20 protein-coding genes and 1 other RNA gene are annotated in these 23,121 nt (G+C 41.4%); 8 read left to right on the forward strand and 13 right to left on the reverse strand.

The genetic code is table 11. The features are described 5' to 3' along the window. Positions 1-15 precede the first annotated feature (15 nt). From AC570H_RS06555 to AC570H_RS06565, 3 genes are all read left to right on the forward strand, one after another. On the forward strand, positions 16-546 hold the full coding sequence (locus tag AC570H_RS06555; protein WP_497352933.1) for an RNA methyltransferase: 531 nt from the start codon (positions 16-18) through the stop codon (positions 544-546). A gap of 3 nt (positions 547-549) precedes the next feature. Further along, the gene (locus AC570H_RS06560; RefSeq protein WP_497352935.1) at positions 550-1,215 is read left to right on the forward strand and encodes a YdeI/OmpD-associated family protein; all 666 of its coding nucleotides are present in this window, start codon (positions 550-552) and stop codon (positions 1,213-1,215) included. A 197-nt stretch (positions 1,216-1,412) separates the two neighbouring features. Next, positions 1,413-2,708, forward strand: coding sequence for an OmpA family protein (locus AC570H_RS06565; protein WP_497352937.1), 1,296 nt, complete (start codon positions 1,413-1,415; stop codon positions 2,706-2,708). Positions 2,709-2,866: 158 nt separating this feature from the next. On the opposite strand, the gene AC570H_RS06570 is transcribed toward AC570H_RS06565, so the two are convergent. The 7 genes from AC570H_RS06570 to gltB form a co-directional block, all read right to left on the reverse strand. After that, positions 2,867-4,993 (reverse strand): xanthine dehydrogenase family protein molybdopterin-binding subunit, encoded by a 2,127-nt coding sequence (locus tag AC570H_RS06570; protein ID WP_497352939.1) that lies wholly within the window; start codon positions 4,991-4,993, stop codon positions 2,867-2,869. 1 nt (position 4,994) lies between these two features. After that, the gene (locus AC570H_RS06575; RefSeq protein ID WP_497352941.1) at positions 4,995-5,981 is read right to left on the reverse strand and encodes an FAD binding domain-containing protein; all 987 of its coding nucleotides are present in this window, start codon (positions 5,979-5,981) and stop codon (positions 4,995-4,997) included. Beyond that, positions 5,978-6,598, reverse strand: a complete 621-nt coding sequence (locus AC570H_RS06580; protein WP_497352943.1) for a (2Fe-2S)-binding protein — start codon at positions 6,596-6,598, stop codon at positions 5,978-5,980. The genes AC570H_RS06575 and AC570H_RS06580 overlap by 4 nt, the downstream gene beginning before the upstream one ends. Positions 6,599-6,806: 208 nt before the next feature. After that, the gene (locus AC570H_RS06585) at positions 6,807-7,442 is read right to left on the reverse strand and encodes a hypothetical protein (RefSeq protein ID WP_497352945.1); all 636 of its coding nucleotides are present in this window, start codon (positions 7,440-7,442) and stop codon (positions 6,807-6,809) included. A 102-nt stretch (positions 7,443-7,544) separates the two neighbouring features. Further along, entirely contained in the window at positions 7,545-7,997 is a 453-nt protein-coding gene (locus AC570H_RS06590) for a hypothetical protein (protein WP_497352947.1), read from the reverse strand. 328 nt (positions 7,998-8,325) lie between these two features. Beyond that, positions 8,326-9,792, reverse strand: a complete 1,467-nt coding sequence (locus tag AC570H_RS06595) for a glutamate synthase subunit beta (RefSeq protein ID WP_497352949.1) — start codon at positions 9,790-9,792, stop codon at positions 8,326-8,328. Between the two features lies 1 nt (position 9,793). Continuing rightward, positions 9,794-14,302 (reverse strand): glutamate synthase large subunit, encoded by a 4,509-nt coding sequence (gene gltB / locus AC570H_RS06600; protein ID WP_497352951.1) that lies wholly within the window; start codon positions 14,300-14,302, stop codon positions 9,794-9,796. Between the two features lie 335 nt (positions 14,303-14,637). On the opposite strand from gltB, the gene ffs reads away from it, so the two are divergent. The 4 genes from ffs (at position 14,638) to AC570H_RS06620 (ending at position 16,701) form a co-directional block, all read left to right on the forward strand. Next, an RNA gene (gene ffs, locus AC570H_RS06605) (signal recognition particle sRNA small type) lies at positions 14,638-14,737 on the forward strand. An 83-nt stretch (positions 14,738-14,820) separates the two neighbouring features. Next, positions 14,821-15,480: a fructose-6-phosphate aldolase gene (gene fsa, locus AC570H_RS06610; RefSeq protein WP_497352953.1), complete on the forward strand. Its 660-nt coding sequence runs from the start codon at positions 14,821-14,823 to the stop codon at positions 15,478-15,480. A 356-nt stretch (positions 15,481-15,836) separates the two neighbouring features. Continuing rightward, a complete protein-coding gene (locus AC570H_RS06615) occupies positions 15,837-16,157 on the forward strand; it encodes a hypothetical protein (protein ID WP_497352955.1) in 321 nt (106 codons plus the stop codon). Between the two features lie 19 nt (positions 16,158-16,176). Continuing rightward, positions 16,177-16,701, forward strand: a complete 525-nt coding sequence (locus AC570H_RS06620) for a hypothetical protein (protein WP_497352957.1) — start codon at positions 16,177-16,179, stop codon at positions 16,699-16,701. On the opposite strand, the gene AC570H_RS06625 is transcribed toward AC570H_RS06620, so the two are convergent. Next, complete coding sequence (locus tag AC570H_RS06625) at positions 16,698-17,204, reverse strand: D-glycero-alpha-D-manno-heptose-1,7-bisphosphate 7-phosphatase (RefSeq protein ID WP_497352959.1); 507 nt, start codon at positions 17,202-17,204, stop codon at positions 16,698-16,700. The genes AC570H_RS06620 and AC570H_RS06625 overlap by 4 nt on opposite strands. Before the next feature lie 86 nt (positions 17,205-17,290). Here AC570H_RS06625 and AC570H_RS06630 point away from each other — a divergent pair, with 86 nt between their 5' ends. After that, positions 17,291-19,348 carry an OPT family oligopeptide transporter gene (locus AC570H_RS06630; protein ID WP_497352961.1) on the forward strand — a complete coding sequence of 686 codons (2,058 nt, stop codon included), beginning with the start codon at positions 17,291-17,293 and terminating at the stop codon, positions 19,346-19,348. A gap of 122 nt (positions 19,349-19,470) precedes the next feature. On the opposite strand, the gene AC570H_RS06635 is transcribed toward AC570H_RS06630, so the two are convergent. The 5 genes from AC570H_RS06635 to AC570H_RS06655 form a co-directional block, all read right to left on the reverse strand. After that, positions 19,471-19,998, reverse strand: a complete 528-nt coding sequence (locus AC570H_RS06635) for a DUF6620 family protein (RefSeq protein ID WP_497352963.1) — start codon at positions 19,996-19,998, stop codon at positions 19,471-19,473. A 251-nt stretch (positions 19,999-20,249) separates the two neighbouring features. Continuing rightward, positions 20,250-21,029 (reverse strand): L-fucose dehydrogenase, encoded by a 780-nt coding sequence (locus tag AC570H_RS06640; RefSeq protein WP_497352965.1) that lies wholly within the window; start codon positions 21,027-21,029, stop codon positions 20,250-20,252. Positions 21,030-21,033: 4 nt separating this feature from the next. After that, complete coding sequence (locus AC570H_RS06645) at positions 21,034-21,858, reverse strand: amidohydrolase family protein (RefSeq protein ID WP_497352967.1); 825 nt, start codon at positions 21,856-21,858, stop codon at positions 21,034-21,036. Further along, complete coding sequence (locus AC570H_RS06650) at positions 21,858-22,187, reverse strand: L-rhamnose mutarotase (RefSeq protein ID WP_497352969.1); 330 nt, start codon at positions 22,185-22,187, stop codon at positions 21,858-21,860. The genes AC570H_RS06645 and AC570H_RS06650 overlap by 1 nt, the downstream gene beginning before the upstream one ends. A gap of 77 nt (positions 22,188-22,264) precedes the next feature. Beyond that, complete coding sequence (locus AC570H_RS06655; protein WP_497352971.1) at positions 22,265-23,116, reverse strand: fumarylacetoacetate hydrolase family protein; 852 nt, start codon at positions 23,114-23,116, stop codon at positions 22,265-22,267. Between the last annotated feature and the right edge of the window lie 5 nt (positions 23,117-23,121).

Genomic DNA, 23,121 nt, shown 5'->3' on the forward strand with positions numbered 1-23,121 from the left:
TTCTAAGTTTGCAACATGCGAAAACTTAAACTTGACGAATTGAACCGTGTAGGGCTAGCCGAATTTAAAGAACAAGAGAAATTGCCTGTAGTAGTGGTGTTGGATAATGTGCGCAGCATGCACAATGTAGGTTCGGTATTCAGGACTGCAGATGGTTTTGCTATAGAAAAAGTAGTGCTTTGTGGCATTACGGCACAGCCTCCGCATCGCGAAATTGAAAAAACTGCATTAGGTGCCACCGAATCTGTTGATTGGATTCATTTTGCAGATACTTTAACCGCTATTGACAGTTTAAGGCGGCATGGCTATGAGATCATTGCTATAGAGCAAGCCGAAAACAGTACCATGCTCAATGTTTTTGTACCAGATCCAACTAAAAAATATGCCCTGATTTTTGGTAACGAAGTAAATGGCGTAAGCGATGAGGCCATGCAAAAGATAGATGGCTGCATAGAAATTCCACAATTTGGGACCAAACATTCTTTTAACATTGTAATTTCTGCAGGAATAGTGCTTTGGGACTTCTTTGCCAAACTTAAATTATAGACAATGGAAAATCCGCTTTTTAAAAAACTACAGGTAAAACCAGGATTTAACTTGAGCATCATCAATGCACCTGAAAATGTAAGTGTGATTTTTGATCCCATCCCTACCAACATTGCCGTTTCCTTTGCGCCATTAGCCACTTTTGATGCAATCCTGATTTTTGCACAAACCAAGTCGGCAATGATGGATGCGCTACATGAAAACGCAAAATCTATCGATGCCAAAACCATTTGCTGGATTTTGTACCCAAAAGCCAAATCGGCATTAACTACCGATTTGAATTTAATGCAATCGTGGGATGATTTGAAGACCTTTAACTTAGTTCCCTGTGCGTCTGCGGCGATCAACGAAACCTGGACTGCCTTGCGACTCAAACCTGCCGATGCGCAAAAGAAATCTGGGGTTGGCAATCAGGAGATTGCAAGCAATGCCTTTGGCGAATATGTAGATGTAGCCAATAAAACAGTTAAGCTACCCGAAGATCTTAAAATGGCATTAGAAAAAAACGGCAAAGCTTTGGGATTTTATGAACAACTCTCCTATTCAAACCGAAAAGAATATGTGCTTTGGATCTTAACGGCCAAGCAGGAAAAAACAAGAATCGAACGTATTGAAAAGGCAGTTGAAAAATTAGAAACTGGCTTAAAGAATCCAAGTGCCAAAGCTTAATTTGTATAGTATTGTATACAAATATTAGCACTTTTAACGTTAAATTTAGTTTAGCTTAACTTTCACAATACCTATCCTAACCTGTTGAAATCATGCAGGTTGAACGTGTATCTCTTCTTTTTGGCAGGGTTTTTTCTTTGTGGTGTATGTAACAAACTTGTTGAGTTACTTTAAAAACACTTTCAAAAAAGAAAAACATGAACACAAAAATTATTAAATCGACAATGTTAACGGCCTTATTAGGTCTATCAGCTTCGGTGTTTGCCCAAGAAACACCTACAGCTACAAGCCGCTTTGAAAAGCAATCGTTCCGTACTTGGAGCGTTGGTGCACACGGTGGTATTTTAAGCCAAAATACAATTTTTGGTGGCAATAGCGTAAAAGCAGATGAATTTAAAAGCATTGGATATGGTGCTTTCATCAAAAAACAGATTTTACCTGCCTTAGGTTTACAAGCCGATTTTTTGCGTGGCAAAACTAAAACTTATGGTGTTGGGGGTGCTTACCAAGAAAACGAAATCCAATGGTCGGGTGCTTTAACAGCTACTTTAAATGTGGCTAACTTTAGCTTCAACGATCAAAATGCATTTTTAATTCCTTATGTAAAATCTGGTGCTGGTTACATGTCATCAAGCTCAGACGTAACTGCTGGATCTACAACTACCAATGTTTATAAAGACAGAGAAGGCTGGTTCATACCAGTAGGTGTTGGTTTTAAATTAGGTGTTGCCAAAGGCATTAACTTAGATTTTGGTTATGATGTGAATTTTGTTAAATCATCTGCAACTGTTAAATCTGCATACAATGAAAGCAGATTTGCTTATGGTCACGCAGGTATTGAGTTTGCCTTGGGAAGCAAAGAAAAATCTCAATTGCAAAATTACAGTGCTATAGCTGATTTGCGCAAGAAAAGTGCAGCAGAAAGCGAAGAGTTGAGAAGAGCATTATCTACTGCTGAGCAAAATGCACAAAGAGACAGAGAGCAATATGCCAAAGATATGGGCGATGATGATGGTGATGGTGTAGCTAACAAATTTGACAAATGTGCTGGAACTCCTGCAGGTACTGTAGTTGATGGTTCAGGTTGTCCATTAACAACTCCAAAACCACAGATCATTAAAGAAACCAAAGTTGTGGTAACTGAAGCCGATCGTAAAGTAGTTGCTGATGCGATTAAAAACTTAGAATTTGATTTGGGTAAATCAACTATCCGTCAAAAATCATATGCAAGTTTAAACAATGTAGCTTCATTGTTAATGACTAAAGATTTCAGCTTGAAATTAGCTGGTCACACAGATAACACGGGTTCAAGAGCATTAAACTTGCGTTTGTCTAAAGACAGAGCAGAATCGGTAAAAGCTTACTTAGTAGGTCAAGGTGCCAATGCTTCACGTATCGAAGCTACAGGTTACGGTCCTGACCAACCAATTGCAACCAACAAAACTGCATCTGGTCGTCAAGCTAACCGTCGTGTAGAGTTTACGTTGTACTAGTAGAGTACGTCATGCTGGACATGATCCGGGATCTCATCTCGAGATTAGACCCTGAACTAAATTCAGGATGACGATTAGAAAAAAGAAAATCCTGCTAGTTAATGCTAGCGGGATTTTTTTATGCATATATTTTTCTTCCCTTTCCAAAGGGATACAAATTAAGTTGCGAGAACTTTATCAGGTGTAATTGGCAAACTTCTGATCCTTTTACCGGTTGCATTAAATACTGCGTTGGCTACAGCGGCAGAAAAACCGATCAAGGCGATTTCGCCCATACCTTTTGCGCCCATCGGGTTGATGATTGGATCTGGCTTATCGATAAAAATCACGTCGATATCTGGTACATCGGCATGCACAGGTACATGGTAATCGGCAAAGTTGTTATTTACATAGCGTCCATAACGGTTATCTAGGATGGCTTCCTCGGTTAAGGCCATGCCAATACCTCCTACTGCGCCTCCTACCATTTGGCTTCTCGCGGTTTTAGGACTCACGATTTTTCCAGAATCTCCTACCGAAACAATTTTACTTACTTTAACCACGCCTGTAGCTTGATGTACTTTGACCTGTACAAAGTGAATAGAGAAAGAATACATCGAATAATTTTTCGCCTCCGGACTTCCCTGCGATTGTTTGGTCACCTCAATCATCGGTAGGTTGTTCTTTTTTAGGACATCCACAAAATTTGAAGTGGCATCCATGTTCGAGTTTGCCGCTAATTCGGCAATGGTCGATTTTAGGGAGACGCAAACATCGTTTACAGCAGAACCCACGGTAGAAAGCGTAGCCGAACCACCTTGGCTTGGCGCAGGTGGCAAGGACGAATCGCCCAGTTCAAAAGTAATTTTATCTACCGGAAGGTTCATCAGTCTGCTGGCAATTAAGGTCATCCCTGTTCCGGTACCCGGACCAATATCACTGGTTGCACTTTGCAATACCAAAGTTCCATCGGCTTTGAGGATGCCTTTTACACTTGCACGCCCCCTCGAAGCATTAAACACCCCCACACTAACGCCATAGCCTATTTGCCAAGGGCCGTCAATTAGGCTTCCAGGTTTGTTCTTTCTGTTACCCCAGCCAATTTTAGCGGCACCTAACCTGTAAGCCTCTTTTACATATTTGCTAGAGAAAGGTCTATTTTGCGCTGGATCTGTTTCTGGATCGTTCTTGGTCCTGAAATCCAAAGGATCCATATCTAAGGCATGCGCCATTTCGTCTATGGCACTTTCGAGTGCAAAAGCACCCGTAGCCTCGCCTGGGCCACGCATCCAGATAGGTACACCCATATCTAATGGCACCACATAATAATTGGTATTCACATTTTCTGAGGCATACATGAACTTGGTCATGTTGACTACACCTTCGGTAAAATTTTCATACGTAGCGCCTTGACCAAAGGCGGTATGGGTGATTCCTGTAATTTTTCCGTCTTTACTGGCGCCTAATCCAATTTTTTGGTGAGCCGCAGGTCTATTACCCACCATGGTAAACATTTGATCGCGGGTAATCACCAATTTTACGGGCTTTTTCAATTGTTTGGAAGCCATCACAGCTGCGATTTCCAATGGCCATGTTCTTAGGGCCATGCCAAAACCACCGCCAACAAATTGAGAATTGACCTGTATATTTTCCGCTGGGATCTTAAAAGTATTTGCAATGGTGCTTTGGGTAGATTTCACACCTTGTGTTTTGGCATATACAGTTACTTTATCATTTACGCCCCAATCGGCAATGATGCCGTGTAGTTCCATTGGATTATGGGTTTCTACTGGTAAGGTATACGTGGCTTCTACCTGTACTTCCGCAGTTTTGTAGGCATCTTCAACTCCTCGTTTGTAAGGAGCCTGACCTTGCAGCTTTTTAGCTTTGGTATCTTTAATGCTTCCTTCAAAATCGGTATTGAAACTTGCTTTTTCGTAAGTTACCTTAACCAATGAAGCAGCGTAAGTAGCCCTTTCAAAGGTATCGGCCACGACTAAAGCAATGGGTTGTCCGTTAAAAAATACCTGATCAGTATAAAATATCTTCATTGGCGAACCACCTTCCTGTTCGTACGCAAGCACAGATGGTTTATTCAAATGCGATAAAACCGCTAAAACGCCAGGTGCAGCATTGGCTGGTTTTACATCAATGCCCGTAATTTTTCCTTTGGTAATGGTACTTGTTACCAAAACCCCATAAACAAGGCCTGGCAATTGGAATTCGGCAAAATATTTTGCTTTTCCAGTTACCTTTTCTACGCCATCAACGCGATCGTTTTCGTCGAAAAAATATAAATCTTCCATGTTAGGCTTTTTTGGCTAGGGCTATGGTTAATGCTTCAACAATTGTATTGGGGGCTAGGGTAAGCTTGAAATCATTTTCTCCAAAACTTTTGGCCCCATTCATCGCTATTTTAGCGGCCTGCTCAAAATTGGCTTTTGAAGGCGCTTCACCCTTAAGGAAAAGTTCTGCCTCTATCAATCGCCAAGGTTTATGAGCCACACCGCCCATGGCCAAGCGCACATCGTTAACAACGCCGTTTTTAATATCCAACGCGGCAGCTACAGATACCAATGCAAAAGCATAGGACGAACGATCGCGCACTTTGAGGTAATGGAAATTCTTATTGAAATTATTAGCCGGGATTTCTATGCCTTTAATCAGTTCTCCTTTTTGCAGGTTATTGTCTTTTTCAGGTGTGCTGCCTGCCAATTTATGGAATTCGGCAAAACGGATCTTACGTTCTCCTTTGGCACTAGCAATGATCACTTGGGCATCTAAAGCAACCAAGCCTATGCACATATCGCTTGGATGTACGGCAATACAGCTCTCGGAGGTGCCGAATATCGCATGCATCCTGTTATAGCCGCCTATGGCTCCGCAACCACTACCAGGCTGACGTTTGTTGCAAGGCATAGTAGTGTCGTAAAAATAGCCACAACGGGTACGTTGCATCATATTGCCACCAACAGTAGCCACATTGCGCAGCTGTGCCGAGGCTCCAGCTTGGATAGCCAAACTTAACAAAGGAAATTTCTCTTTTACAATTGGGGCTTCAGCCAATGCCGTATTGCTGGTTAATGCACCAACTTGTAATGTATTATTGGCAAAACTGATTTCCTTTAAAGGCAAATGGTTGATGTCTATCAGTTTTTCTGGAGCGCTTACTCCCCTTTTCATCAAATCGACCAGATTGGTGCCTCCCGCGATGAAGGCAGCTTTTGGATCTTTTCCGATTAGCGTTAAAGCCGTTTTAACCACCGAAGTTCTGAGGTATTGGAAATTGATCATACCTTGGCTCCTTTCTCTTTAACTTCCTGTATGGCATCTACAATATTCGGATAGGCACCACAACGGCAGATATTACCGCTCATGTATTCCCTGATCTCCTCTCGCGAATTTGCATGATCCTCCCGTATGCAGGCTACTGCACTCATGATCTGTCCGGGTGTGCAATAGCCACATTGAAAGCCATCATGTTTGATAAAAGCGGCCTGCATAGGATGCAATTCATCGCCAACGGCTAAGCCTTCGATGGTGGTTATGCTTTTGCCTTCGTTCATTACCGCTAAACTTAGGCATGAATTTACCCTTTGCTCATCCACATGTACCGTACAAGCCCCACATTGGCCATGATCACAGCCTTTTTTAGTGCCTGTTAGGTGCAGTTGTTCTCTCAGCAGGTCTAGCAAAGTAACCCTGGGCTCAACTTTGAGGTTGTAGGCTTTATTGTTGATCTTTAGGTTCAATGGGATTTTTTCGAAAAGCTCGGCAAAACGTTCATCGACTTTTTGGTCGGCCGCCTTTAAAATGGTAATTGGCGTTAACGATAAAGCGGCAGCCAGGGAAGTCTTCTTCAAGAAATCGCGACGGGTATCGCCTGCTTGATTTTGATCTACTTCAGACATAAGATAACAGCGTTTAAGGGATAATTACCTAATATCGGAATAAGAAAGTTGGTTTAAAATGGGTGGACCTAATTTAGAAGGAGTCTACTTTGGTTTTTAACCACATGAGCAAGCCACAGGTCAACAGATTTTCAATTCTTGGAGTGCTTGGTGGCTTTGTCGTTTGTTTCCCTCCAATACATTATTCCGGATAACGATTATAGATGATCTACTCAGTTTTTAATAAGCTATCTTTAATGCGTTTAAGTTGACTATCATATAAGTAAACATTAATAACATTTGATTCAACAATTTGACTGTCAAGCTTAATTTGAATTTTATACTTGATTTTATTCTTTCCCTCTGTAATACTCCCATTTTCTAATTCTAAGGAAAGTTGGTGTTTCGGTGCCAATTTATTGTTGAAATAACTATTTCCACAAGTCGATTTCCCGTTTGTTCTAAACCTCACCCATTTGTTATTGATGAAAAAATATTCTCCAACATGATCAATGGTAGCGTCTATCCTAGATATATTAATGGAATCGGCAGCATTATTTTTTAAGTAAACGATGGCATACTTATTTCCATTGGCTATTGTAGTTTGAAATTCCTTGGGAAACTTTAAACTTAGATTTTTGGATTCTTTTTTATCTGTTATTGCCTCTTCTGATTTTACCCATAATTTCAAATCATCAAGATATCCGGCTTCGCTTTTTAATTTTGAATACCATTCTTCACTGGATATCTTACGTTCTTCCACTTGTTTATAAAGAGATGCTTCAATCGCTTTCCAATTGGTTTGAGCCAATAATGGCCCTGAACTGATGAAGAGAAAGAGTGTGATTAGTTTTCTTAGATGCATTTTACAATGTTTAAGGCATGATGAATTGAAATACTTAATTCCATAAGAAATTTGCGAATAAATATCCCATTTATGAAAATAAGAGACTACAGATTACTGGTTTCACTTAAATTTTCTCCAAGTTTTAAAGCATACAAAAATTTCAATTACTACTAATAATACAATGATGATTATTGTATCATAATAAAGTGGCGAATTAGCTTCATCAACTTTTTTTGCCATTGCCGAAAGTGGCGGATATAAAGTGTTTCCAGATAATTCTTTGAAAAGCAAGGCTAAATAGTACAAACAAATAATCAAGATGAGATTTGCACCTAGGAAAATACTGTTAGTGAAGAGATTATTAAACCTACCTGCAATTATTCTTCCTAAGTAAATAAGGAAAAAAAGAGCTACCAATATTGCCACTAGGACATATTGAGATTCTATCGCAATAAAGGTAGTGTATATATGAATATCGTCGTTAGCGCTTAATTGTCTGAGCAAAAAATAAATAATCAAGCCTAAAATTATTGTACCCAAAATCCAAACGAGCTCTTTCTTATAGTTTTTCATTAGTTGATCTATTCCGCTACTTGCAATTATACAAAAGAGATTGCTTCGTTCCTCGCAATGACGTGTTTTTTGTCATCCAGAGCGAAGCAAAGGATCTATGCTATAGATTCCTCACGCGTTCGGAATGACAAAAAGGTTAAAATTAAATGGCTTAAATCTGTTCATCTGTGGCTAATAATCAATCGTCATGCTGGACCTGATCCAGCATCTAACTCGAGAGCGATCCCGGATCAAGTCCGGGATGACGGACTGTTGGAAAACAAAAAACCACAGCTAGCAGTACTTGCTTGGCTGTGGTATCATTATAATTTGGGAAAAACTATACTATTTATGCGTAGGCAATGGCATCTTTTGATGGCAGTTTGCTATAGCCCATCAGGTATTCGTCAACCTTACGGGCGGTTTCCCTGCCTTCAGAAATGGCCCAAACCACTAAAGATTGCCCCCTGCGCATATCGCCTGCGGCAAAAACCTTTGGAATATTGGTTTGGTATTGTCCTTCAATTGCTTTTACATTGCCACGTGCATCTAATTCTACACCGAGTTTTTCTAACAAGCCCTGTTTTTGGGGATGTAAGAAACCCATGGCCAATAAAACCAGTTCGCAAGGATACTCTTTTTCTGTTCCAGGTATTTCTTTAAAGCCTAAGGCACGGCCGAATGCATCAATCTCCCACTCCACTTCTACCACTTTTAATGCCTTTAGCTTGCCTTGCTCGTCGGCGATGAATTCTTTGGTGTTTACCGCCCAATTCCTGCTGGCGCCTTCCTCGTGCGAAGAAGTAACTTTTAACAACACCGGATACTGTGGCCAAGGCATATGCTCTGTTCTGCTTTGTGGAGGCATTGGCATGATTTCGAACTGGGTAACAGATTTAGCACCGTGACGGTTAGAAGTCCCGATACAATCTGATCCGGTATCGCCACCACCAATTACAATTACATTTTTACCAGTAGCCGTCAATGGCGTTTCGGTAAATTCACGACCACCTACACGTTTATTTTGTTGTTTTAAGAAGTCCATAGCGAAATGGATTCCGTCTAATTCTCGGCCAGGCAAATTCAAATCGCGTGGAATGGTAGAGCCACCAGCCAATACAATAGCCTGGTAATCTCTTAACAAAGTGCTCAGCTCTACATTTTCGCCAACATTGGCATTGCATTTAAAAACGATGCCTTCTTCTTCCATTAATTTGATCCTTCTTTCTACTACATCTTTTTGCAGTTTGAAATCAGGAATACCATAACGAAGCAGTCCTCCCGGAACGTCATCGCGTTCAAAAACCACTACTTCATGTCCAACCTTATTTAGTTGGGCAGCAGCGGCTAAGCCAGCCGGACCTGAACCAATTACCGCTATTTTCTTTCCGGTTCTGATTAACGGCGTATTGGCTTTGATGTAACCCTTTTCGAAAGCAATTTCGATAATATGTTTTTCGATTTCCTCGATAGCTACTGGAGGTTTATTAATGCCCAATACACAGGCACTTTCGCATGGTGCGGGACAAATCCTTCCTGTAAATTCAGGGAAATTATTGGTACTGAGCAAAATTTCGGTTGCATTTAACCAATCGCCACGGTAAACGGCATCGTTAAATTCTGGTATCACATTGCCCAAAGGACAACCCGATTGGCAAAAAGGCACGCCACAATCCATACAACGGGCGGCTTGTTTATTCAACTGGTCGCTAGGCAAAGCGTGTAAGAATTCATCATAATGCTTTAAACGTTCTGCTGGTTCCTGTCTTGAAGGCGAAACTCTTTCGAATTCAAGAAATCCTGTCACTTTTCCCATCTTAGTTGATTTTAACTTGTTGACGTTGTAATAAAACTGCTTTGTACTCTTTAGGGAATACTTTAACAAAGTGTGCCGATTGTGCTTCCCAATCGCTTAATATAAATTCTGCAACCCTACTGTTGGTTAATCGAATATGATTTTTAAGTAAAGTGATTATTCGGGCTTCATCTTCTTCTTGCAAAGGATCTAAATCGACCATTTCCGGATTACATTTCTTAGCAAAAGTTCCGCTGGTATCATAAATCCATGCGATGCCACCGCTCATACCTGCCGCAAAATTGCTTCCAGTATCGCCGATTACAAGCACTTCTCCACCGGTCATGTATTCGCAACCGTGATCGCCGATGCCCTCAACAACAGCAGTAGCACCTGAGTTACGTACGGCGAAGCGCTCGCCCGCTTTACCACGGATATACAATTCGCCTGAGGTTGCACCGTATAATGCTACGTTACCAATAATGATGTTCTGTTCTGGAACATAGTTGATATTGCCAAATGGATAGATCACCAATTTAGCGCCTGATAAACCTTTGCCCACGTAGTCATTGCCTTCTCCTTCTAATGATAAGGTTAAACCTTTAGTAGCAAAAGCACCGAAACTTTGTCCGGCAGAACCTACGCACTTAAAGTTAATGGTATCTGGAGCCAGTCCAGCGCTTTTATGCACTTTAGAAATCTCGTTCGAAAGCATAGTACCGATGGCACGATCCGTATTTTTTACTTCGAAATTGGCGAACACAGGTTCATTGTTCAAAATTGCTGGCTGTGCTTTTTCGATCAATTGGTGATCAAGCACATGAGCTAAGCCGTGATCTTGAAACTCTGTTTGGAACAAAGAAACACCATCGTTTGGCTCTTTGTAAAGAATTGGAGCCAGATTTACATATTTCAACTTCCAATCTGCGCCATCAATATTCCTCATGCGGAGCATATCAGATTGGCCAATCATCTCGTTTACGGTTCTGAAGCCTAATTCAGCCATGATTTCACGAAGCTCTTCAGCCAAAAAGTAAAATAGATTTACCACATGGTCTGGATCGCCGGTAAACAATTTTCTCAAGTCTGGATCTTGCGTAGCAACACCCACCGGACAAGTATTTAAATGGCATTTACGCATCATGATACAGCCCGAAGTAACCAAGGCAGCCGTAGCCACACCCCATTCTTCAGCACCTAGTAAAGCGGCAATGGCGATATCGCGACCAGTTTTTAGCTGGCCATCAGTTTGTACCACTACCCTGCTTCTCAAGCGGTTTTTAACCAAGGTTTGATGCGCTTCGGCCAGGCCAAGCTCCCACGGCAAACCCGCATGCTGGATGGAAGTTAAAGGAGAAGCTCCTGTACCGCCATCATAGCCAGATACCAAAATTACATCGGCATGTGCCTTAGCCACACCAGCGGCAATGGTGCCCACACCAGCTTTTGATACCAATTTTACGTTAATTCTCGCAGCTCTGTTCGCATTTTTCAGGTCGAAGATCAGCTGGGCCAAATCTTCAATCGAATAGATGTCATGGTGTGGTGGTGGCGAAATCAGACCTACACCAGGTGTAGCGTGGCGAACTTTTGCAATCCAGTCATCTACTTTATGGCCAGGCAATTGTCCACCTTCTCCAGGTTTAGCACCTTGGGCCATTTTAATCTGCAATTCATCGGCATTGGTTAAATAATAACTGGTAACGCCGAAACGTGCAGAAGCGATTTGTTTAATAGCTGATCGCATCGAATCGCCATTTTCTAGCTTTTGGTAGCGGATTTCGTCTTCGCCACCCTCGCCTGTATTGCTCTTCCCGCCGATGCGGTTCATAGCGATGGCCAAGGTAGAGTGCGCTTCGTGCGAAATAGACCCGAATGACATCGCCCCAGTAGCAAAACGCTTCAAAATAGATTCGATCGGCTCTACTTCTTCCAATGGAACCGGCGAACGGTTATAGTTGAACTCTAACAAACCACGGATGGTGTAAGCCTGTGCCATTTGATCGTTGATGAGTTTAGAATATTTTTTAAAAGTCTCGTAATCTTTTCTGCGCGTTGAATTCTGCAGCAAATGGATGGTTTCCGGATTAAACAAGTGTTTTTCGCCTCTTCTTCTCCATTTATAGGTACCACCCGCAGAAAGCAAATGTTCTGATTGGGTTTGAGGCCCAAAGCTGCGGCGGTGTTTGATCAAGGTCTCGTAAGCAATTTCATCCAAGCCTAAACCGCCAATACGCGATACAGCGCCTGTAAAATGCGTATTTACCACTTGCTCGTTGATTCCCAAGATTTCGAAAATCTGTGCCCCGTGATACGATTGCAAAGTAGAAATTCCCATTTTAGAGAAAATCTTCAATAAACCGTTATTTACCGCATAAATATAGTTTGAAATCAGTTTTTCAGGTTTCAAACCGCTTTCTTTATCAAAATGGCTAACGGTTTCTAAGGCCAAGTACGGATTGACTGCAGTAGCGCCAAAACCGATCAAGGTAGCGAAATGGTGTACTTCCCAAACATCGCCAGCCTCCACCACAATGCCTACGGCGCCACGATAACCTTTTCTGATCAAATGGTGATGAACTGCAGAAACTGCTAATAAAGAAGGAATAGCCGCATGCTCTGAGTCGATTGCCCTATCTGAAAGCACGATTACCTGGAATCCATCTTCTACGGCATCAACCGCATAACGGCACAAACGATCCAAGGCCTTGGCCATCGATCCAGGTTTATCGTTAGCCCTAAAATAGGTTTGAAGCGTTTTCGACTGGAACAATCCGGTATCGATACTTCTTAGTTTTTCGAGTTCTAAATTGGTTAATATGGGATGTTTGATGCCTACACAGTGGCACTGCATCTGGTTTTCTTCCAGCAAGTTGCCGTTGTTGCCCATAAATCCTGCCAAGCTCATCACCACTTTTTCGCGGATCGGATCAATTGGCGGATTGGTTACCTGTGCAAACAGCTGTTTGAAATAAGAAGAAAGGTGCTGTGGCTGTTTAGACAAGATGGCCAAAGGCGTATCTGTACCCATCGAGCCTATCGCTTCTTTGCCTTCGATGGCCATTGGCTTAAGCAAAAGATCGATATCTTCTCTGGTATAGCCAAAAACCTGCTGGTATTTGAAAATAGAATCCTCAGCTAAATTGGTGAACATCAATCTTGGCTCTGGCAATTCCTCTAATTTGATCTGGTATTGGTTGATCCAATCGGCATAAGGCCTACGGCCACACACCTGTTGTTTGATCTCTTCGTCGCTGATGATGCGCCCCTGTTCCATATCTACCACGAACATTTTGCCCGGTGTTAAACGGCCTTTTTCGATGATGGTACTTTGATCGATAGCCAATGCGCCAGATTCTGAAGCCATAATTACACGGTCATCGCTGGTTAGCGCATAACGCGATGGACGCAAACCATTGCGGTCTAAAGTAGCCCCAATTAAATTGCCGTCGGTAAAGGCAATGGCTGCCGGACCATCCCATGGCTCCATTAACGAAGCATGGAATTGGTAGAAGGCCTTTTTAATCGGATCCATATCTTCGTTTCCGTCCCAGGCTTCTGGTATCAGCATCATTAATACGTGTGGCAGTGAACGACCTGCATGCAATAAAAGCTCAACCACGTTGTCTAAACAGCCTGAATCTGATTGGGTTTCGTCGATTACCGGCAAAATCATGTTCAGTTCTTCTGTCGTAAAATAAGGCGAAGTAAAAGATTTTACGCTCGACCTGAACCAGTTCAAGTTGCCTTGTAATGTATTGATTTCACCATTGTGGGCAATAAACCTGAACGGCTGCGCCAATCTCCACGACGGAAAGGTATTGGTAGCAAAGCGCGAGTGCACCAAGCCAAAGGCCGATACCATGCGTTTGTCGCTCAGTTCGGTAAAATAGGTCCTTACCTGCAAAGAAGTCAGCTGACCTTTATATATAATGGTACGCGAAGAAAACGAAGCAATATAAAAATCCTGCTTGCTGCCTGCTACGGTACTGTAAATAGTCTTGGTTAAATAGGTTTTGAGTACGAAAAGCTTACGTTCGAAAGCGGCGCCTTCAGCAATTTCATACGGACGGGCTACAAATACCTGTTCGATTTCAGGTTCAACCGAAAGGGCCATATTGCCAATACCGGTAGTGTCTACCTGTACTTTTCTAAAGCCTAATATTTCTAGGCCCAGTTTTTCGGCAGTACGATAGATAATTTCTCTGCATTCTTCGCGGGCCCTAATTTCTTTAGGCAAGAAGAGCATCCCTACGCCATAATCGCCGTAGGCCGGCAAGCTGAAGCCGGTTTTCAAACATTCGTCAAATAGGAATTCGTGCGGAACTTGAATCATGATTCCAGCACCGTCTCCTGTGTTAGGTTCGGCACCGCAAGCACCCCTGTGGTCTAGGTTCTCAAGAATGGTAATCGCATCTGAAATAATCTGATGAGATTTACGCCCCTTCACATGAGCAACAAAGCCTATACCGCAGGCGTCGTGCTCAAAGCTTTTTCGATACAATCCTTGTTGTTCATTCAAGTTTTTCATCTGGTTTGGGTTAGTGTATATGAAACACTAAGATACTAAAAACAAATGTCAAATTAAATTATCAGCAATATTTTTAGAAATTATATATATATTATTCAATTTATAGGGTTTTAATTATCAAATTGATTACTGAAATCGTTTCCATTTGCAAAATTCATAATATATAATTTAATATTTATGCATAATAAAATTGGAATAGGCTATTGCTGGGCAATTTATGGCTGCTAAAAAATATTCGTAAAATTCAAATTACTACTAATCAATCAGATAACTGCTTTCTTAAAAATAAACACATTTCCTTTTTGAAAAACCACTCTATTTGCTACCTTTGTGCCGGGCAAGTCTTTTACGATCAGCTCCCTTTGAACTCCCCCAGGTTGGGAACAAAGCAAGGGTAGAAGGTTGTAGCGGTGCGATAAAAGTTGCTTGCCCGTTTTTTTACCCCTAACCCCCTGAAGGGGCGACACAAATCAGGGTTCTTCTCACAATAAACTTTCCTTTTCAGGATTTTAGGTACTATGAAATTTTTTATCGATACCGCCAATTTAGATCAAATTAAAGAAGCACAAGATTTAGGCATTTTAGACGGCGTAACCACCAATCCGAGTTTAATGGCCAAAGAAGGCATTTCTGGTGATGCCAATGTAATTGCACACTATAAAACCATTTGTGATATTGTTGACGACAATGTGAGCGCTGAGGTAATTGCTACCGATTTTGATGGCATTGTTAAAGAAGGCGAAGCTTTGGCTAAGCTTAATCCTAAAATTGTGGTGAAGGTACCGATGATCAAAGACGGGATCAAAGCCATTAAATATTTCTCTGGCAAAGGCATCAGAACCAACTGTACCTTGATTTTCTCTCCAGGCCAGGCCTTATTGGCCGCTAAAGCTGGTGCAACTTATGTTTCTCCGTTTTTGGGCCGTTTGGATGATATTTCTACCGATGGTTTGCAATTGATCGAAGATATCAGGTTGATTTTCGACAACTATGGCTACCCTACTCAGATCTTGGCTGCTTCTATCCGCGGACCATTGCACATTGTAGCTTGTGCCAAATTAGGTGCCGATGTAATTACTGCTCCTTTGGCTGCGATTACCGCTTTATTGAAACACCCATTAACCGATTCAGGTTTGGCTACTTTCTTGGCAGATCATGCCAAGGCGAGTGGAAAATAATTCATTTATTGTCATGCTGAGCTTTTCGAAGATTGATTTGACAGCTCTACTCAAAATATAGGCCCCGATTTCTCGGGGCTTTTTTTGCAAAAATACCTAGGGTTAGGTATTTTACGCTGCATTAGATTTTATACTTTAGATGATTAATATCGGAAGATGAAAATAACACTCCTCACCTTTTTAATTTTACCGTTTTTTGCTTTTAAAAGTTTTGGACAGCTTAACCTAAGCGAAACCATAAACTATATAGATAATAAGCTAAAGGAAACCTCTGATTTAAAACGGACCTACAATGCACAGTACACTTATATTTTAAGCGGTTTGAAATTTAGCACTTATGCCGCAAATAAAACAAGGTGTCATTAAGCTTTAGCAGGGCTTTTAGCGACAATACCAAAGATGAACTTCAGTATATTTTTGATCCCACCCATATTTCGGAAATTACTATAAAAAGCGACGCAAATACAGATGCTGTAGGCATGCTTGTTTTAAAATTCATTGGACAAACTGTAATTGATAGGCAAAAAGCGAGCAAACTCACCGAAACAACGACAAATAGTTTCACATTTCCCTACTTAAAAACGGATAAATTGAATGCCGAAAGGTTAATCAAAGCATTTTTACTATTAAAAGATCTATATAAAGCTAAAAAAGGCCCAGACCCTTTTGTAAATTAAATTTGTCAACACAGAAACTATGAAATTTAGACTTCTTGTATTTTTAGCACTATTATCTACTGCATCTTTGGCTCAAAGCAGTCTCAATATAGACCAAACGCTCAATTATATCAGTGAGAAGATGAAAGAATGCGACCAGCTCAAATTCACCTATTACAATCCATCGAGGTTAAAATTTAGCAATTTAGAATTTGGATATCTTGCAGAAGATAAAAACAAAATAGTAGCAAACTTAACGTTAACCTATGATAGTGGATCGATAGAAGAAATTCAATACATTTTTAATCCGACCCACATCAAAGGTTTTGCCCATTACCTTGGTTTAAAGGAAGATCCTGTCAATTATATTGCCGTACAGACGGAGGGTAATACCATTATTGTTAAAAAACGCAACAACGGCAGTTTTAAAGAGACTACAGACTGGTATATGAAAATACCTTACTTAAATGTTGATCCGCTAAATCAAGAACGGATGAGGAAAGCCTTTCTGCATTTGAAAAAACTATGCACAGCTAAAAAAGCTCCAGATCCTTTTGCAAACTAGTTGTGCTGGTCAGCTAAAACGGCTTTCACTTTATCGTAATCAATCTGCTCATCGGGTTCGATTAAAATTCCCTTCACTCCTGCTCCATTCGCCGCTTCTACGTCGCGGGGCTTGTCGCCAATCATTACCGATAGAGCCGGGTCGATATCAAAAGCAGCAATCGCTTCCAGCAGCATACCTGATAATGGTTTTCTGCAAGCGCATGGTCCTGAAACTGTTGGGTGGTGCGGACAATGGTAAGCCTTGGTGATTTTTGCGCCTTGAGCTTCGAAAGCTTCAAATAACAGCTGGTGCATTTCGGCTAAAGTTTCTTCTGTGTAACGATTAAGGGCAATACCACCTTGGTTGGTGATGACGATAAGCAAATAACCTTCTTCATAAAAACGCTTCAGTGGCGGAATTTGATAAGTTAATACTTCAAAATCGGCTACCCTACAGATATAATCGTTCATTTCGTGGTTAAGCACGCCATCACGGTCCAAAAAAATCGCTTTGTTCTTCATGGCGCAAATATCTAAAAATATTGGGTTCTTTTCAGACTTGTCAACTCATCAAAAAAAATTAACTTTAATCCTTAAACCTTAATCAAATGAGTAAAGAAGAATTTAAGCCTTTTGTGCCTGCAGAAAGTAATGTGGCAGAGTTTACCATTAAATCCATTTTACTGGGTTGCATTGCGGGGATCATTTTTGGAGCGGCTACCGTTTATCTGGCCTTAAAAGCAGGCCTGACCGTTTCAGCCTCCATTCCCATTGCTGTTTTAGCCATTACTTTAGGCAAAAGATTCTTCAAGACTACCATTTTAGAAAACAACATTATCCAAACTACAGGCTCTGCCGGCGAATCGATCGCAGCAGGTGTGGTTTTTACCTTGCCGGGTTTTTTGTTCTTAAGTACCGGTATCGGTGGCCAAAGCTCTGGGGAGGCCTTTTTCAATTACATGACCATTTTGATCTTGGCCATTTTGGGCGGTATTTTAGGGACATTGATGATGATTCCCCTACGTAGGTCGCTCATTGTAAAAGAACATGATAATTTGCCTTATCCAGAAGGTACTGCCTGCGCCTCTGTGCTACAGGCCGGAGAAAAAGGCGGCAGTTTTGCCCGCACCGCTTTCTGGGGATTAGGTTTTTCTTTGGCTTATGCCTTATTGCAAAAAATATTTCACGTCGTGGCCGAAGCACCTACTTGGGCTTCTAGACAAGCTAATAAATTTCTGCCATCGGCACAAATAAGTGGCGAAATTACACCCGAGTATATGGGTGTAGGCTACATTATCGGGCCAAAGATTTCTGGTATTTTGGTTGCTGGTGGTGTACTGGCCTGGTTGGCTTTAATTCCTTTACTGTCTACTTTAATAGATCCTTTGGTTGCAGCCAAACAATTGGTGAAGCTTGGGCTGATGGCCGATTTGAATAAGGCGGGAGGCATGGGTGGCTGGGATCCTGTTACCCATACTTTTGCCGATTACCCAAGGGCAATTTACCAAGCTTTTGTGAAACAGATTGGTGCCGGGGCAGTTGCTGCAGGTGGTTTTATTACATTGATAAAAACTATCCCGACGATCATATCTTCTTTTAGAGAAAGTGTAGGCGCAATCAAAGCGGGAAATGCCGGTGGCGAAGTCAAACGTACTGATCAAGATTTATCAATTAAATTGGTGGGCATAGGCAGTTTGGTATTGATTTTACTGATGGCCATTTTGCCTCAAATCCCAGGTGATAGCATTGTTAACAAGCTATTAATTGGGGTATTGGTAATTGTATTTGGAGCATTCTTTGTAACCGTATCGAGCCGGATTGTAGGTTTGATTGGATCAAGCAACAATCCTATTTCAGGGATGACGATTGCCACCATTATGGGTACCTGCTTGGTATTTATTGCGGTGGGCTGGACAGGCAAGGTTTACGAGCCGATGGCTTTGGTGGTTGGTGGTATGATTTGTATTGCGGCGGCCAATGCTGGGGCCACTTCTCAGGATTTAAAAACAGGCTACTTGATTGGCGCAACACCAAAATACCAGCAGATTGCCTTGTTTATTGGTGCTATCGTTTCTTCTATTATGATTGGTATAACTGTTCGTATCTTAGACACGCCCACGGCTGAAATGCTAAAACAAGGCATTCATCATGCGATTGGTACCGAAACCTATGCAGCACCACAGGCTACTTTAATGGCAACTTTGATTAAAGGCATACTCGGCAACCAACCAGATTGGCAATTCATAATGATTGGTGCATTTATCGCTATCACTATCGAACTGTGTGGCATTAATGCACTTTCTTTCGCAGTTGGAGCTTATTTGCCTCTCTCTACGACTCTTCCGATTTTTGCTGGTGGTGCGATTAAAGGCATCGTAAATTGGCGTGAAAAACAAAAAATAAAAACTGCCGAAGAAGAAGAAATTGCACCAGGCAATCTGTTTGCCACCGGTTTAGTGGCCGGAGGGGCTATTGCAGGTGTAATCGTGGCTATTTTAATGGTTATTCCGGCAGTACGGGATAATTTAAGTAAGGTAAATATAGAGCCAATTTTTGTGAACTGGTTCGGACAAGGTGGCTATGAGATTTTAGGCGTATTGTTTTTCTTGTTTATGGGATTTGTGCTTTACAATATCGGAATCAAGAAACAAGATAAGATTGACTAATTCCTATAATTTGTCATCCAGAGCGAAGCGAAGGATCTATCTCGAATGAGAGACCCTGAATCAAGTTCAAGGTGATGATTTAAAATAAAAGGCCCTGATGTTAAATCGGGGCCTTTTGTATGTTAACCGTACTGCTCTTCAAAATGCGAGCGCCACTTGTCTTGCAGTTGCCTAAAATATTCGAACTTTTCCGCATAATCAGGTGCTGTGTGGTCAAGCAGATCGTTCTGATGATTGAGGTAATGCATGTTTAAAGTGCCCCATTTGCCCAAATCCAATTGATAACTTTTCAGGATTGCTACAGGATCTTCGCCATGTTCTGCGGCTACAGCCTGATGCCAGAATATTTTTTGATAGCTATCATAATCCGGTGCCAATGGCAAAATTTCTTCTAAACTTAATGCGGGACTGTCAGCAGCAGCAAAACGCCCAGCTTTTGGATTGGCAAAAATATCTCCGAACTTCATTGCATAATCCATGTTGCTTGTCATCAGCTCGCCCAATTTGACATTCCATTGGTCGAGGGTTTCTTTCCAAACATGGGTTTCGAGGCCCAAAATATTCATTACTTGTTCTTCAGACATTCCTTGTGCCATATTGCCACTGGCCGAAGCATATTCTTCAAATGATACGCCGTTGATGTTTTCCATATAATTTTAAAGGTTGGTTAAACTTATAACGGGATGATTGAAAACAATATTATAATGTTTTTGTTATTCCGACAACAGGAGGAATCTATTTGGAGCTGCTCTTTTTATAGATCCTTCGCTACGCTCTGGATGACAAACTTGTTTAGAATATAACCAAACAGAATTGTCATTCCGAGGTACGAGGAATCTATTTCGAACTGAGATCCTAGATCAAGTCTTGAGTGACGTGTTTTTTTGAAAACAATTTTAAACTACAAAGCCCTATCCAAGTGAACGTAGCCCCCATCCACATGGATCAGTTGTCCGGTAGTGTGGCTCGATTTATCGGAAAGCAGAAAAGCTACCATATTCGCAATTTCATCCGTTTTGGTCATGCGTTGCTCTAAAGGGATTTTTTGGGTAATGGATTGTAGTTTTTCTTCTTTGTTTTCGAAAGTATTGATCCAAGTTTCGTACAAAGGCGTCCAAGCTTCTGCTACAATAACCGCATTCACACGAATGCCATAAGGCAACAGCTCTACTGCCCACTCGCGGGTTAAGGCATTTCTGCCACCGTTAGACGCCGCATAAGCAGAAGTACCGCCCTGCCCTGTTTCTGCAGTTTTGCTGCCAATGTTTACAATGGCTCCCTTGCTTTGTTTTAAAGCTGGTAAGGCATGATGAGCCAAAAGGTAATAATGGACCAAGTTTTTATGCAAAGAAGCCATAAACGCATCGTAATTGCCGTTTTCGAGGCCTACACCATCGTTCACACCCGCATTATTAACCAAACCATCTATTCGGCCATACTGTTGCAATACCAACTCAATTGCACGTTGGCATTCGTGGGGCTGGGTTAATTCTGCTATGATATGACTTGCTTTATGGCCTTTAGCCTCTATTTCCTTAACCAACTTAACATTATCGGCCTCGTTTCTGCCAATCAATACCGCAATGGCACCTTCTTCGGCCAAAGCAACAGAAATGGCTGCTCCAATTCCCTTGGCACCACCAGAAACGACGAATATTTTATTGTGAAGATTTAAATCCATTTGTTCAGTTTAATTTGTAAAATTTGATGGCATTATCGTTAAACACCAACTGTTGTTCTTTTGCAGTAAATTGCTGCATGTATTCTTTAAGCAGCTGCAACCAATAGCTGTAATTTTCGCTCAGCAATAGTACAGGCCAATCGCTACCAAACACTAACCTATCTGCACCAAAACTTTCAAAAACAACATCTAAATATTTAAATATTAATTGTTTATCTATATTTTTCCAATCGCCCTCTGTTAATAGACCAGAAAGTTTGCAGTACACGTGGGGTTGTTGGGCAATAGTCTTCATATGCTCGGTCCAGGCCCCAATTTCTTTGCTGTTAAGGTCGGGTTTGGCACAATGGTCGATGATTAATGCTTGTTCGCCAAGCTGATTTATAAATTGGATCACCTCAGGCAATTGCTGATGCTTCACCAAAATATCATAAGTATAATCGAAACTTTTTAATGCGCGAACACCGTTTATGAATTCAGGTTTCAGCAAAAAACCTTCAGCCTCTGCTTGCACAATATGGCGCCAGCCTTTAATGATGGGCTCTTGTGCGTAAAACGACAACTTCTCTTCTATTACTTTCGATTGCAGATCAATCCAACCTACAACTCCTTTAATGATGGGATGTTTTTTTGCCAGATTGACCAAGAAAGCCGTTTCCTGCTCACTTTGATCTGCCTGTACTGCTACACAGCCAGTTATATAGTTGTCGGTTTGCAGTTTACAGTAGTCAACAGGGAAAAAATCGCGTTGCAAAACAGCCATTTCTTTATTGATCCATGCATCTTTGATGGGATTGTATTGCCAAAAGTGAACGTGCGAATCAATCATTACAAACTGAAAATTTTATCCATTAATAACCATTTCTCTCCAGGTTTGGCAAAAGGCAAAGCCTGTTGATAGTTCCACATCAAGGTTTCCCACTCCTGGACTTTTGTATTCTCGGCATCGGCTTTTCCTTTGGCTTCAAAACTAAAGTTTTCATTTACCTCCATGATCATAAACAACCTATTTTCAATGCGATAAATTTCCATATCAGTAATACCAGCTTCTTTGATGCTGGCTAGTATTTCCGGCCAAACTTCTTGATGGTAACGTTCGTAAGCTGCGATCAAATCCTGATCATTGATGAGGTCTAAGGCTAAACAATATCTCTTCATGTTTTTTAATTTTGAATGATTGAATTTTGAATGAGAAAATGGCTTTCGTTCATTCAATCACTCAATCATTCTCTCATTTATTTATTATAAGCTTTTGCGGTTTGCTTGCTCGAACCTAAACCATCGATACCCAGCTCGACCACATCTCCAGGTTTAAGGTACCAAGGCTCTGGCTTTTGACCTAGGCCTACTCCTGCCGGGGTTCCGGTGGTAATTACATCGCCAGGCAATAAAGTCATGAATTGACTAATGTAAGACACTAAAAATGGTACGTTAAAAATCAGGTTTGAAGTATTGCCATCTTGCAAAGTTTTGCCATTTACCGTTAGCCATAAGCGAAGCTGATGTACATCGGCAATTTCATCTTTAGTTGCCATAAACGGACCTAGTGGCGCAAAAGTATCGCAACCCTTGCCTTTTGCCCATTGCCCATTGCGTTCTAACTGGAATTCTCTTTCGCTGTAATCGTTGTGCAGGCAATAGCCGGCAATGTAATCTTCTGCTTCTTCTTCTTCCACATAAGTGGCTTTTTTGCCAATTACAATGGCTAATTCTACTTCCCAATCAGTTTTTACACTGTTTTTAGGAATGGTCAAATCGTCATAAGGACCTACAATTGCCGTAGTAGATTTAAAGAACAAAATAGGTTCTTTCGGAATTGGCGCATTGGTTTCTCGGGCATGGTCTAAGTAATTTAAGCCAACGCAAACCAATTTTGAGGGTCTGGCCACAGGCGATCCTAAACGCACATCAGAATCTATTTTTTTAAGTTCTGTTTCCTTGATGGCGGTTTCTAATTTCTCAAGGCCGTTTTTGGCAAAGAAAGTTTCGTCATAATCGGCCACGATGGTCGATACGTCAAAATATTCTCCATTGATAATTACCCCTGGTTTTTCTTCGCCAATGGCTCCAAATCTGATCAGTTTCATGCTTT

The organism is Pedobacter sp. B4419, from assembly GCF_059693725.1.